Here is a 14001-nt window from a genome sequence, read left to right as displayed (position 1 = left end):
CTGTGGATGCCCTGTTTGAACCCGGACGACCGACCCGCCTGGGCGCGCATTTCAACGGCGGTGGCACCAATTTCGCGGTGTTCTCGCAACATGCGACACAGGTCTACCTGTGTCTCTTTTCGCCCGACGGAAAGCGCGAGGAACGGCGGCTGCCGCTGCCCGAACGCACCGGTGATATCTGGCATGGCTACCTGCCCGGCCTGCGGCCCGGCACGCTGTATGGCTACCGGGCAGACGGACCCTACGCGCCGGACCAGGGGCATCGGTTCAACCTTCACAAGCTGCTTCTGGATCCCTACACGCGCGAGTTGCGGGGCGGGTTTACCAACCATCCCACCACCTACGGCTACAGGACCGACGCGGCAGAGGCTGACCTGATCATCAACCCCTGCGACAGCGCTGCCCATGTGCCCAAAAGCGTCGTGTCGAACCCCGATCAGTTCCGGCCCGATGCCCAGAACCTGCAACGGCCCTGGGAAGAAACCCAGATCTACGAGGCGCACGTCAAGGGCACCACGATCCGGCATCCCGGCATTCACCCCTCGCTGCGCGGCACCTTCGAAGGGATGGCCGCGCCCGCCATGCTCGATCACCTGACCCGGCTTGGCGTCACGGCGGTGGAACTGTTGCCGGTGCAGGCCCTGAAATCCGAAGGCGGCTTGGCGCAGCGCGGGTTGGTCAACTACTGGGGCTACAACACCATTGGCTTCTTCGCCCCCGAACCGCGCTATTTCGGGCCGATGGGCGTGCAGGGCTTCCGCGCCATGGTCAGCCGGTTCCATTCTGCCGGGATCGAGGTGATCCTTGACGTGGTCTACAACCACACCGCCGAGGGCGATCATCTTGGTCAAACCCTGTGCTTTCGCGGGCTGGACAATGCCGCCTACTACCGGCTGCAGGACGGCGATCCGCGCCACAATGTGAACGACACCGGCTGTGGCAACACGCTGGATGTCAGCCATCCCTTCGTGCTGCGCATGGTGATGGACAGCCTGCGGTTCTGGGTCGAGGTCATGGGCGTCGACGGCTTCCGCTTCGATCTGGCCACCACGTTGGGGCGCGAAGCGCATGGTTTCGATCCGAACGGCGGATTTCTGGATGCCCTGCGTCAGGATCCGGTGCTGGCCGGGGTCAAGCTGATTGCCGAACCGTGGGACATTGGTCCGGGTGGTTATCAACTGGGCCAGTTCCCGCCCGAATTTGCCGAATGGAACGACACCGGGCGCGACACTTATCGCCGGTTCTGGCGCGGTGATCAGGAAAGCGCGCAGGCGCTTGGCTCGGCGCTGCTGGGCTCGTCTTCCGTGTTCGAACGGCCCGGACGCCGGACCTGGGCCGCGATCAACTATGCGGCGTCGCACGATGGTTATACCCTTGCCGATCTGACCTGCTATGAGCGCCGCCACAATCACGCCAATGGCGAGAACAACCGCGACGGGCACAAGGCGAATTTCAGCGAGAATTTCGGCGTCGAGGGCGCCACCGACGATCCTGTCATCACGGCAAGCCGACAGCAGAGACAGCGCAACCTGCTGGCCACCGTCTTTCTGTCCCAAGGCACCCCGATGCTGCTGGCGGGCGACGAAGGCGGGCAGTCGCAACAGGGCAACAACAACGCCTATTGCCAGGACAACGAGACCAGCTGGATCGACTGGGAGGCGCTGGATCCGGACATGATCGCCTTCACCGCCGCGTTGACGCGGTTCCGTCACGACCATCCGGTGCTGCGGCAAAGCCAGTATCTGCACGGCGCCGCGCGTGCCTCGGACGGGCAACGCGATGTCGAATGGCGCGACTTTGACGGCAGCACGCTGGACTGGCACGACCCGGACCTGTCCGGCCTGTGCCTGCATCTGCGCGGCTGCGCCGAATGCCTCAAGGGCGATGCCCTGCGCGACGAGGTCCTGATCGCCATCAACCGCAGTTCCGAAGATCGGGTTCTGGACCTGCCCAACCCCGGTGCGCGGGTCTGGACCCGCGCCATTGACACGAACAGGGCGCACCAGGGCAGCAAGCGCGAAACCGCACGCGAGACCACGCTGAAGGCGCACACTCTGGTCGCCTTCTGCCTGACCGGGGATGAGGCATGAGCCGCTCTGCCGATGATGCGCTGAGCGATCTGGCGCGCCAGCATGGCGTTCACACGGCCTATCACGATCTGTCCGGCCAGCGGCATCCGGCCTCGCCCGACACCCTGCGTGCCCTGCTGCGTGCCCTGGGAGTTGCCGCCGGATCGGATGCGGAGGTCGACGAGGCCCTGGCCGAGGCACGCAGCGACAGCCCCCTGCCCGACGAAATCATCCTGACCGCGAACAGCCCGTGGCAGGGCCCGGTCGAAACCGCTTTCGACTGGGTGTTGCTGGCCGAGGATGGCACCCAGGTCGCCGAGGGCCGGGCCGAGGGCACCCTGTATCTGCCGGCACTGGCGATGGGCTATTACCTGTTGCAGGGGCCCGCCGCATCCGCGCCAACCCGCGTGCTTGCACGCCCCGTCATGGCCCCCGACGTGCCCTCCCGCACCGGGCAGCAGCGCAGCTGGGGCATGACCGGGGCGCTTTACGGGCTGCGCAGTGCCGACAACGGCGGTTTGGGCAGCTATGCCGATCTGGCGCGGGCGGCAACGGCGCTGGGGCAGCAGGGCGCGCAGTTCTTCGGGATCAACCCGGTGCATGCGCTGGGGTGGAGTGTCGAGGACATCATCAGCCCCTATTCGCCCACCCACCGGGGGTATTTCAACACCGATCACCTGGCCTTGCCGGGTCTGGGTCCGACCCCTGCCGAGGGACTGATCGATCATGCCGCCTTCCGCGCCCGCCACAAGCCCGCGCTGGAAGCCGCCTTTGCCCGCCAGAAAGACAGCGCCGCCTTTCAAGCCTGGCTGTCTGCGGCAGACGACGATCTGACGACCTTTGCGCAATTCGAGGCGCTTGGCGAAACCCACGGCCATAATTTTCGCGACTGGCCCGAGGCGCTGCGCACGCCGGGCCTGGCCGCCGCCAAGGCCGCCGGCGCGCGCGCCGAGTTCCACGCCTGGCTGCAATGGCAGGCCGAAACCCAGATTGCGGCCGCGCAGGCCAGCGCCCGCGCTGCGGGGATGTCGCTGGGGCTGTATCTGGATCTGGCCGTTGGCCCGCGCCCCGACGGGGCGGAGGTCTGGATGAACACCGCCACTATCGCGCGCGGCGTCACCATTGGCGCCCCGCCCGATCAGCTCAGCCCCGAGGGTCAGTCCTGGGCGCTGGCCGCCCATGCGCCCGGACCGCTGGCAGCGGCCTTCTATGGGCCGTTCCGAAAGATGCTGGCGCGCCTGATGCGGCACTGCGGCCTGCTGCGCATCGACCATGCACTGGGGCTGGCGCGCAGTTTCTGGCTGCCCGACGACGGCAGTCCCGGTGGCTATGTCACCATGCCATTCCAATCGCTGCTGGCGGTGATCGCCATCGAGGCCACCCGCGCGGGCTGTGTCGTCATCGGCGAGGATCTGGGACTGGTGCCCGAGGGCTTCCGCGCCACCATGAATGACGCCGGACTTTACAGCTATGCGGTCTGGCAGTTCGAAACCCGCCACGACGGCACCATCCTGCCCGCCAGCGCCATGCCGACCCGAAGCCTTGCCTGTTTCGGCACCCATGACACGCCGACCATCGCCGGGTTCTGGCACGGCGCCGACATCGAATGGTGGCACCGCGTCGGCTGGATATCCGAAGGTGAGCGCCTTGACCGTCACGGCTTTCGTGCGCGCCAGCGCCACAGCCTGCGCGCCGACCGGGATTTGCCGCCAACCGCATCGACGGGCCACATTCTGGACGCCATCCACGCCGGTCTGGCCGAGGCACCCTCGGCGCTGGTCTCGGTGCAACTGGATGACGCCCTTGGCGTCACGCAAGCCCAGAACCTGCCCGGCACCATCAACGAACATCCCAACTGGCGGCGGCGTCTGCCCGTCCCGGTCGAGGACTTTTCGCGGACCGCATCCCTGCGTCATGTCACCGACGTGATGCAAAACCATCGTCCCCCCCTGCCTGCCTCACGTGAGAAAGACATCGCCTCATGACCAAAGTGACCCAGCCCTGCACCCCGTTCGAAGGCCAGAAACCCGGCACCTCGGGCCTGCGCAAGAAAACCCGCGTCTTCATGCAGCCCGGATTTGTCGAGTGTTTCGTGCAGTCGACCTTCAACGCCATCGGCGGCGTAACGGGCAAGACCCTCGTGGTCGGCGGCGACGGGCGCTATTTCAACGCCGAGGCGATCCAGATCATCCTGCGCATGGCGGCGGCCAATGGCGCGAAGCGGGCCATCGTCGGTCAGGGCGGGCTGCTGTCGACACCGGCGGCGTCGAACCTGATCCGCCAGCGCAAGGCAGACGGCGGGCTGATCCTGTCGGCCAGCCACAATCCCGGCGGGATCGACGCGGATTTCGGCCTGAAATACAACATCGCGAACGGCGGCCCGGCACCCGAGGGCGTCACCGATGCCATCTTCGAGCAGACCAAGACGATATCCGAGTACCACACGCTGGACACCGACGATCTGGACCTGAACCAGATCGGGGATACCGCGCTGGGGGGCATGGCGGTCGAGATCGTCGATCCGGTGACCGACTATGCCGATCTGATGCAAACGCTGTTCGACTTCGACGCCATCCGCGCCCTGTTTGCGGGCGGCTTCACCCTGCGGTTCGACGCCATGCACGCGGTGACCGGCCCCTATGCCACGGCGATCCTTGAAGGTCTTCTGGGCGCGCCGGACGGCACCGTGATGAACGCAGTGCCTTCGGTGGATTTCGGCAAGGGGCATCCCGACCCGAACCCGATCTGGGCCAAGCCGCTGGTCGATCTGGTGATGGGCGACGATGGCCCGGATTTCGCCGCGGCCTCGGATGGCGACGGCGACCGCAACATGATCCTCGGGCGCGGCATCTATGTGACGCCCTCTGACAGTCTGGCCGTGCTGGCTGCCAATGCGCATCTGGCGCCGGGGTATGCGGGCGGGCTGGCCGGGGTGGCACGATCGATGCCCACCAGCCGCGCCGCCGACCGCGTGGCCGAGGCCAAGGGGCTGGGCTGCTATGAAACGCCCACGGGCTGGAAGTTCTTCGGCAACCTTCTGGACGCGGGCAAGGTGACCCTGTGCGGCGAGGAAAGCGCCGGTACCGGCAGCGATCATGTGCGCGAGAAAGACGGGCTGTGGGCGGTGCTGCTGTGGCTGAATATCCTGGCGGCGCGGAAGGTCTCGGTGCAGGAGATCCTGGCCGATCACTGGCAGACCTATGGCCGCAACTATTATTCCCGCCACGACTATGAGGCCATCGCCACCGACAAGGCCAATGCTCTGATGGCGAGGCTGACTGAGCGGATGGACGGCCTGCCCGGCGCTGCCGTTGGCGGGCTGACCATCGCCGGGGCTGACCAGTTTTCCTATACCGATCCGGTGGACGGATCGGTCAGCCGCAACCAGGGACTGCGCATCCATTTCGAAGGCGGCGGGCGCGCGGTGCTGCGGCTGTCGGGCACCGGCACCGAGGGCGCCACGCTGCGGGTCTATCTGGAACGCTATGAACCCACCGGGGGCGACTTGTTCCTCGACACCCAGGACGCGCTGAACGGGATCATCGCTGCCACCCGCGCCCTGTGCCAACTGACCGAAACCACCGGGCGTACCGAGCCCGACGTGATGACCTGATCACCGCAGATCGCCCCCGGCCGGTCAGCGCCGGGGGGCGGTCGGCTGCAAGGGCACCGGGCGCTGTTCCTCCATCGCTTCCATGGCGAAGAACGAGGTGACGGTTTCCAATTCGATCCCAGCAATCAGGCGGCGATAGCAGCCGTCATAGCTGGCCATGTCGCGGGTGACGATCTTCAGCAGATAGTCGTATTCACCACCGATCCGGTAGAAATCCACCACGTCGTCCAGTGCGGCGACGTGCTTGCGGAATGTTTCCAGCCATTGCACGGAATGATGGCGGGTGCGGATCATCACGAATACCACCAGCCCTGCCCCTACCGCATCGCGGTTCAGCAGCACCGTGTAGCCGCGAATGGCCCCCTTTGTATCCAGCACCTTCAACCGCCGCCAGCAGGCGTTTTGCGACAGGCCGACCTTGTCGCTGAGCGCCCGTTGCGACTGTGAGGAGTCTTTTTGCAGTTCTGCCAGTATTCGGCAGTCGATGTGATCTAGCGAAATCATGATATGTCTATCATATGATAGAAATTAGACTGTAGTATAGCAAAATCATGTGATGATTTCGCGGAGACAATGGGTCAGAACTGGTCCGGACAGACCGTCCGACCTTTCTTCTCTGGATAACCATGCAACCACTGGAACAATTCCGCGAAACCCTCTCGGCCCCCGATCTGGTGGAGCGCCTGCGCGCGGGCCTGATCGGCAGCAATGCCACCATCCCCGGCCCCTATGGCGCGCGGCCGCTGGTCTATGCGGATTACGTCGCCTCGGGCCGTGCCCTGACCCAGGTCGAGGATTTCATCCGCGACGCGGTCCTGCCCTATTACGCCAACAGCCATACCGAGGCCTCGTATTGCGGGGCTTTCTGCACTCGGCTGCGCAATGCCGCAAGGGCCGAGATCGCCCGCATCGTCGGCGCGCCGGAAGGCCACAGTGTTGTGTTCACCGGCGCGGGCGCGACGGCGGGTCTGAACCGGCTGGTGGGCCTGCTGGATATTCCCGCGCTGGTCGCGGGCGGAGGCCGGGTGGTGATCCTGATTGGCCCCTACGAGCATCATTCCAACCTGCTGCCGTGGCGCGAAAGCGGCGCCGAATGCATCGAGATCCCCGAAGCCGCGCAGGGCGGCCCGGACATGGCGGTGCTGGAACAGGCGCTGGTCGCGGCACGGGGCGCGGATCTGATCGTCGGGGCCTTTTCAGCGGCTTCCAATGTGACCGGCATCCTGACCGACACCGATGCGGTGACGCGATTGCTGAAGGCGCATGGGGCGCTGTCGATCTGGGACTATGCCTGCGGGGCACCCTATATCGACATGCAGATGCAGGCGGGCGGCGATTGTGCCAAGGATGCCATCGTGTTCTCGGCGCACAAGTTTCCGGGCGGTCCCGGTGCCTCGGGTGTGCTGGTGGTGCGCGATGCCATCGCCCGGCGCCGCACCCCGACCCTGCCCGGCGGCGGCACCGTGTCCTTCGTATCGCCGTGGTCGCATGTCTATTCCGAAAGCCTGACGCACCGCGAAGAAGCCGGCACCCCGAACGTGGTCGGCGACATCCGTGCCGCCCTTGTGCTGATGGTGAAGGAAGCTTTGGGCCAGGACTGGCTGGACCAGCGGCAGGCCGAGCTGCGGGCCCGTGCGCTGGCGGTCTGGAGTGCCAATCCGCGCCTCCAGATTCTGGGCAATGCCAATGCGCCGGCAATCCCGATCTTTTCGTTCCGCATTCGCGATGGCGCGGGCGGCCATTTGCATCACCAATGGTTTACCCGCCTGCTCAGCGACCTGCACGGCATACAGGCGCGCGGCGGCTGTGCCTGTGCGGGTTCCTATGCCCACCGCCTGCTGAATCTCGACAAGGCGGCCTCGGATGCGACGTTGGCGGCACTGGAAACCGGGCAGGAAGCCGAGAAGCCCGGCTGGGTCCGGCTTAATCTTTCAGCCCTGCTGACCGATGAGAAGGCAGATTTCATCATCGACAGTGTCGACAACCTTGCTCAGGTTGCGGCATGTTACCTTGATGAGTACGAGGGCGACGCGAGTACCGCCCGTTTCGCCCACCGCAGCTTGCGCCCGTCCGGTCAGCCAGAACCGCCGTCCGAGGGGCGCAAGGAGAGAGCCTAGATTTGAACCACCCGCTCAGAAATCCCCAGTTCCGGCGCCTGTTCGCCGCACAGATACTGTCGCTGACCGGGGTCGGAATTCTGACGGTGTCGCTGGCGCTCAGTGCCTATGATTTCGGCGGCATCTCGCTGGGCGGTACCATTCTGGGCGGCATTCTGGCACTGAAGATGGTGGCCTATGTGCTGGTCTCGCCGGTGGCCGAAGCGGCGCTGTCGCACTATCCGCGTCGGCCGGTTCTGGCGATGATCGACCTTATGCGCATGGGCATTGTCGCGCTGATGGCGCTGGCCGTGGGGCCGTGGCAGGTGGCGGGGCTGGCCTTCGTGTTCTTCGCCTTCGCCTCGGGCTTCACGCCGCTGTTCCAGTCGGTGATCGCCGACATGATCCCGGACGAGGCCGAATACGCCCGCGCGCTGGCCCTGTCGCGGCTGGCCTATACGCTGGAGTCGATCCTCAGCCCGGTGATCGCCGCACTGGCGCTGAACCTGATCGCACCGGGGCAGTTGTTCTTCTTGGCCAGTCTCAGCTTTGCGGGATCCATCGTGATGCTGATGCTGACCCGGTTTCCCGCCCTTGTGGCCACCGCCAAGACCCCGTTCCGACAGCGCCTGCCGCGCGGTTTGCGGATCTACCTGCGCACCCCGCGCCTGCGCGGCCTGTGGCTGATGCAATTCGCCCTGTCGCTGATGATGGCCTGGGTGCTGGTCAACTCGGTCATCTACGCCGCCGCGCATTTTGAAACCGGCGTTGAATTCTATCCCCGTTTGATGACCTGCTATGGGATGGGTGCGGCGGTGCTGGCCCTGCTGGTGCCGCGCTTGCTGGACCATGCCAGCGAGCGGCGGATCATGACGCTGGGGGTTGTGATCTTCGCGGCTCTGGGGGCGCTGGTCCTGCTGTCGCCCGGCGAAACCGGCGCGCTGGTCCTTTGGTTCGGCTTCGGGGCGGCGGCCTCGCTGGTGCTGACCCCTGGCGGGCTGATCATCACACGCTCCAGCACCTCCGAAAATCGCCCGGCGGTATTTGCCGCGCAATTCGCCCTGTCCCATGCGGGCTGGCTGCTGGCCTATCCGGCCGCCGGTCTGCTGGGCGCGGCCGTCGGTCCGGCCCCGGCCATGGCCGGGCTGTGCATCGCGGCCCTTTTGACGCTGGTGCTGGCCGCCCGCGTCTGGGTGGCCGAACCGCCGGCCGGCCTGGTTCACGAACATCCCGAACTTCCCGAAGGCCATCCGCATCTGCGCGAACATTACGCGCAGGGCCATCGCCACCGGCATCGCTATTTCATCGACGACCTGCACCCGCATTGGCCCGGCAGCACCACCGCCTGAGCCCACCCCGTGCAGTTGAACTTCAGAGGTAAGAGACAGACCATGACACAGCCCACATTGCCCAGCATCGACGGCGCCGGACTGCCCGCACTGGAAGCGCGCCTGCACGAGGATCTTGCCTTCCTGTGCAGCCCCGGAAAATCCTGGGTGCCGCCCCGCAGCAAAGGCGATGAACCGGTGCATGACGTGGTCATCATCGGTGGCGGCATGTGCGGGATGGTGGCCTGGCTGGTGCTGAAAACCGGCGGCATCCACAACATCCGCGTGCTGGACCGATCGCCGGCAGGCTTCGAGGGCCCGTGGCTGAACTATGCCCGCATGGTCACCCTGCGCTCGCCCAAGGAGTTGACCGGCCCGGCCTTTGGCCATGGCGCGCTGACCTTCCAGGCGTGGTACCGCGCCCAGCATGGCACCGCGGCATGGGAGGCCCTGGGCAAGATCCCGCGGCCGATGTGGATGGACTATCTGCGCTGGTATCGCAAGGCGCTGGACATCCCCGTCGAGAACGAGGTTTCGGTGGATCGGGTGGAACCGGAAGGCGACCTGCTGCGGCTGCACCTGTCGGGGGCGGCGCAAGGCTCGATCCTGACGCGCAAGCTGGTGTCAGCCACCGGGCGCGATGGTACCGGCAAGCCCAACATTCCCGGCTTTGTCCGCGACCTGCCAAAAACGCTCTGGGCGCATTCTGCCGATGACATCGACTTTGCCGGTCTGAAGGGCAAGAAAGTGGCGGTGATCGGGGTTGGCGCCTCGGCGGTGGACAACTCTGCCGAGGCGCTGGAACATGGCGCCGCCGAGGTACGCCACCTGATCCGGCGCAAGACCATGCCCACCGTCAACAAGATGATGGGCATCGGCAGCTTTGGCTTCACCGCCGGGTATTCGGCCATGGAGGATGCGTGGCGCTGGCGCTTCATGCAATACAGCTTTGCCACGCAGACGCCCTCGCCGCATGGCTCGACCCTGCGGGTCAGCCGCCATGACAACGCCTATTTCCATTTCGGCAAGGCCACCACCAAGACCGAACAGGTCGGCGATCAGGTGAAGATCAGCTTTGCCGATGGCACCAGCTGGACCGCCGATTTCCTGATCCTCGGCACCGGTTTCGTGACCGATCCGCTGCAACGCAAGGAGTTCGGCGATGCCGCCGGGCAGATCCAGCTTTGGCAGGATGTCTATACGCCGCCCGCCGAGGAGGAAAACGCCGACCTGGGCCGGTTCCCCTATCTGAACCCGGATTTCACCTTCCGCGAGAAAGTGCCCGGCACCGCCCCCTGGCTGAAGAACGTCTATTGCTTCAACTACGGGGCCACGGCGAGCCTGGGCAAGGTCAGCGGCGATATTCCCGGTGTGTCCGAAGGGGCCGCTTGGCTGGCCCGCGACATTGCGGCGACGCTGTATACCGAGGATGTGGACACCCACTGGCAAGGCATGCTGGACTACGACACGCCCGAACTGGACGGCACCGAATGGACCGAAAGCGATCTTCCGCTGGAGGTCGACGCGTGAGCGATACCTGGTCCACCACTGCCGTGGCCGAAGGTGGCGTTGTCCCCGAAGGCCCCGGTGCGGCGGCGGTGACGCTGCGTGCCAATATCCTTGACATGACCCAGACCGCCGAAGAGGCCGTGCTGGCACCCGAAGACTGCGGCGCTTGGCCTGCCGATCTGCGTGCGGCGCTGGCGTCCCGCATTGCGCGGCTGAACCGGCTGGATGCGGTGGCAGACCGCTATGCCGGCCGCATGTCCGGTACCGCCTATGCCGGGCTGACCGATCCCGGCCAGGATGGCGCGGCAGAAGGTGTCGCGGAAGTGGTGGCCTTCATGGACAAGGTCGCCATGCAGACCCGTGACATTGCGGCGGCGGACATCGCAACCCTGCAAGCCGCCGGGATTCATGACGCCGATATCGTGCGCCTGTGCGAGTTGAACGCCTTTCTGGCCTACCAGTTGCGCCTGATCGCCGGGCTGCGTCTGATGACGGAGGTCCGCACATGACCGCTCGTGTCATTCACAAGTTCACCCGCAACGTGCCGCAATGGCGGCCGCGCGTGACCCCGGTCGACCTGGCCGAGGCGACGCCAGCGCAACTGGAGGCCCTGCAGGTCACCCCGTCAAACACCAAGGTGTCGGATTACGTACTGACTCTGGCCCATGACGTGGAAAGCCTGAAGGTGCGCTCGCCGCTGTTCAACGCGATCATGTACGACAAGGAGGGGCTGAGCCGATCCGAGCGCGAGCTGGGCGCGCTTGGCGCCTCGATCGTGAACCGCTGCATCTATTGCGCCGCTGTTCATGCCTCGCGCCACGCGCAGATCGAAAAGGACACCCGCGTCACCGACGAGTTGTTCGCCAAGGGGGAAAACGCCGACCTGAGCCCGCGCGACCGGGCGATCTTTGACTTCGCCCGCAAGCTTTCCGCCGCGCCTTCCCAGGCCAGCGCCGAAGATATGGCCACCCTGCGCGCCGCCGGTCTGGACGAGGCCGAGGTGCTGGACCTGATCCTGTCCACGGCGCTGTTCGGCTGGGCCAACCGGCTGATGCATGTGCTGGGCGATCCCGTCCGCGAGGATGTCTCCGGATGAGCCTGTCTGTCGGCATCGCGGGCGCAGGTTCTATCGCGCTGGCCACCGCTGCTCTGCTGGAAAGCCGGGGCCACCGGGCGGTTCTGTGGTCGCCGTCGGGGGCAGGCACCAAGGGCCTGGACGGCGGCATCACCGCCAGCGGCGCGCTGGAGGGCCACTATCGCCCGTCCGTGGCCGACACGCCGGACGAATTGGCCGCAACGGACGTGCTGCTGGTGGCCGTGCCCGGCTATGGCCACAAGACGGTGTTCGACGCACTGGCCCCGGTGATCCGCGAGGGGCAGCATGTCATCATTTCGTCCCATGCCTCTTTCGGGGCGCTTTACCTGCGCGGCAAGCTGGCCGCACGCGGCGTGACCGCACCGATCACCTGCTGGGGCACCACCGCCGTGACCGGACGGCGGCAGGACGGGGCGGCGGTTCTGGTCAACACCATCCGTGCGCGTATCGACATGTGCACCGTGCCCGCCGATCAGCAATCGGCGGCGCTGGATCAATGCGAAACCTTGTTCGGTCCGGTCTTTGCCCCGCGCGACGGGTTGCTGGCGATCACCCTGTCGAACCTGAACCCGCAGAATCACATGGGCATCGCCCTTGGCAACATGACCCGCATGGAACGCGGCGAAAGCTGGAGCCAGGGCCAGAACGTCACCCCGAAGGTCGGCCGCCTTCTGGAACAGCTGGACGAGGAACGGCTGGCCATCGCCACTGCGCTGGAGCTGTCGGTCAAGACCATCTTCGAGCATTTTCACCAGTCGTTTCACGTGCCGGTCGCCTCGATCTCGGAGATGAACCAGCAGATGCACGCGCAAGGCAATGGCGGCACCGGTCCGGCCACCGCCGACAGCCGATATGTGACCGAGGACGTGCCTTACGGCCTGCTGCCGGTTGTCGTTCTGGGCCGTCTGGCGGGCAAGCCGGCGGTGCTGCACCAGGCCGGGATCGACATCTTCTCGGCCATGTACGGACGCGATTTCGCGACGGAGAACGAATTGCTGTCGGCGCTGGATCTGACCGCTTTCAGCCTGGATGACTTGACCACGGCGGCGCATACCGGAATTCTGCCTGACGCTACGCAAACAACGCCAAGCGCCTGACAAGGGCGTGCCACCCTCGCCGAGGGACCGGTCCGGTCCTTTTTCGAACCAACAAGGAGAGACAAGAATGTCGAAACTGATCCTCAATCGCAGGAAATTCCTGGGCACCACCGCCGCCACCGCAGGGATCCTTGCCAGCCCGGCCTACCTGCGCCGCGCCCATGCCGCGGGGGGCGAAGTCAACGTCTGGACCTACAACGACTTCGTGCCGACCGATTTCAAGAACGACTTCGAGAAGGACACCGGCATCAAGGTCAATGTCCGCCTCGTGGATGACCAGGGCAAGCAGTTCAACCTTCTGGCCGCCGAACAACCGAACCCGACCGTGGACATCATGACCGTGGCCGGCCACCGCTTCCTGCAGTTCATCGAAAACGATCTGCTGCAACCGCTGGACGTGGATCGCCTGCCCAACTGGACCACCATCAACCCGGTGTTTTCGGAAAGTGACTGGTCGACCATCAATGGCAACAAATGGGGTGCGCCGATCCTGTCGGGCATGGAAGTTCTGGCCTATAACAACGAGTTGGTGCCGGAAGAAGACGTGCAAAGCTGGATGACGTTCTTCTCGGACAAGTACAAGGGCCAGACCGCTTATGTGATCCAGGACATGATGTCGATCGTGATGCTGATGAAGGGCTACGACGGCAACATGGTCGAATACCTCAACGATCCCGAGCGTGCCGCCGAGATCGTCGCCGAGGCCCGCGATTTCCTGATCGAGAAGAAGCCGCTGGTGCGCAAGTACTATGACGGCGGTGCCGAAGTGCAGCAGATGTTCGTGAACCAGGACATCGCGATGGCCTGCGCCTGGAACGGCCCGATCGCGGCGCTGATGGCCGACGGGTTCCCGGTGTCGATGACCATTCCGAAGGAAGGCTCCTACGGCTTCGTCTACACCTACAACATCGCCAACAACTGTCCCAACCTCGACAACGCCTATACCTTCCTGAACGCCATCCTGGCGGAACCGGAAATTGGCGCGGCGATGACCAAGGCGTCGGGCTTCATCTCGACCTTCAAGGGGGCGGACGCCTATCTGACCGATTCCGAGAAAGCCGCGTCTTCGTTCACCGAAGAAGAACTGGCCAACCTGCAGTTCTTCCGCGCCGAGGCCAACGAGATGAAATACGGGCTGGTCGATCCGGCAGTGGAAGCCGTCAAGGCCGCCTGACCCACCACCCTTGCTTCGG

11 protein-coding genes are annotated in these 14001 nt (G+C 65.3%); 10 read left to right on the top strand and 1 reads right to left on the bottom strand.

Features of this window, described 5'->3' with window-relative positions:
• The first annotated feature begins 2 nt into the window (after positions 1-2).
• Genes glgX through ACP15K_RS11380 form a run of 3 tightly spaced genes read left to right on the top strand, consistent with a single transcriptional unit; the run spans position 3 to position 5682 of the window.
• Entirely contained in the window at positions 3-2090 is a 2088-nt protein-coding gene (glgX, locus tag ACP15K_RS11390) for a glycogen debranching protein GlgX (protein ID WP_424990558.1), read from the top strand.
• Complete coding sequence (malQ, locus tag ACP15K_RS11385) at positions 2087-4054, top strand: 4-alpha-glucanotransferase (RefSeq protein ID WP_424990557.1); 1968 nt, start codon at positions 2087-2089, stop codon at positions 4052-4054. The genes glgX and malQ overlap by 4 nt, the downstream gene beginning before the upstream one ends.
• Positions 4051-5682 carry an alpha-D-glucose phosphate-specific phosphoglucomutase gene (locus ACP15K_RS11380; RefSeq protein WP_193142668.1) on the top strand — a complete coding sequence of 544 codons (1632 nt, stop codon included), beginning with the start codon at positions 4051-4053 and terminating at the stop codon, positions 5680-5682. Before malQ ends, ACP15K_RS11380 begins: the two co-directional genes overlap by 4 nt.
• Before the next feature lie 24 nt (positions 5683-5706).
• On the opposite strand, the gene ACP15K_RS11375 is transcribed toward ACP15K_RS11380, so the two are convergent.
• A complete protein-coding gene (locus ACP15K_RS11375) occupies positions 5707-6186 on the bottom strand; it encodes an Lrp/AsnC family transcriptional regulator (protein ID WP_226925973.1) in 480 nt (159 codons plus the stop codon).
• 122 nt (positions 6187-6308) lie between these two features.
• Here ACP15K_RS11375 and ACP15K_RS11370 point away from each other — a divergent pair, with 122 nt between their 5' ends.
• The 7 genes from ACP15K_RS11370 (at position 6309) to ACP15K_RS11340 (ending at position 13982) form a co-directional block, all read left to right on the top strand.
• Complete coding sequence (locus tag ACP15K_RS11370; protein ID WP_193142669.1) at positions 6309-7799, top strand: aminotransferase class V-fold PLP-dependent enzyme; 1491 nt, start codon at positions 6309-6311, stop codon at positions 7797-7799.
• Between the two features lie 2 nt (positions 7800-7801).
• Positions 7802-9127 carry an MFS transporter gene (locus tag ACP15K_RS11365; protein WP_193142670.1) on the top strand — a complete coding sequence of 442 codons (1326 nt, stop codon included), beginning with the start codon at positions 7802-7804 and terminating at the stop codon, positions 9125-9127.
• A gap of 42 nt (positions 9128-9169) precedes the next feature.
• Positions 9170-10636, top strand: a complete 1467-nt coding sequence (locus tag ACP15K_RS11360; RefSeq protein ID WP_424990556.1) for an NAD(P)-binding domain-containing protein — start codon at positions 9170-9172, stop codon at positions 10634-10636.
• Positions 10633-11124, top strand: coding sequence for a hypothetical protein (locus ACP15K_RS11355; protein ID WP_226925974.1), 492 nt, complete (start codon positions 10633-10635; stop codon positions 11122-11124). Before ACP15K_RS11360 ends, ACP15K_RS11355 begins: the two co-directional genes overlap by 4 nt.
• Positions 11121-11711, top strand: coding sequence for a peroxidase-related enzyme (locus ACP15K_RS11350; RefSeq protein ID WP_424990555.1), 591 nt, complete (start codon positions 11121-11123; stop codon positions 11709-11711). The genes ACP15K_RS11355 and ACP15K_RS11350 overlap by 4 nt, the downstream gene beginning before the upstream one ends.
• Positions 11708-12808: an NAD/NADP octopine/nopaline dehydrogenase family protein gene (locus tag ACP15K_RS11345; RefSeq protein WP_424990554.1), complete on the top strand. Its 1101-nt coding sequence runs from the start codon at positions 11708-11710 to the stop codon at positions 12806-12808. The genes ACP15K_RS11350 and ACP15K_RS11345 overlap by 4 nt, the downstream gene beginning before the upstream one ends.
• A gap of 67 nt (positions 12809-12875) precedes the next feature.
• A complete protein-coding gene (locus ACP15K_RS11340) occupies positions 12876-13982 on the top strand; it encodes an ABC transporter substrate-binding protein (protein ID WP_193142674.1) in 1107 nt (368 codons plus the stop codon).
• The last annotated feature ends 19 nt before the right edge of the window (positions 13983-14001 follow it).

Source organism: Fluviibacterium sp. S390 (assembly GCF_049800695.1).
Lineage (GTDB): Bacteria > Pseudomonadota > Alphaproteobacteria > Rhodobacterales > Rhodobacteraceae > Meridianimarinicoccus.
Note: the sequence above shows the minus strand (reverse complement) of the source record. Positions and strands in the feature narration are given on the sequence as shown.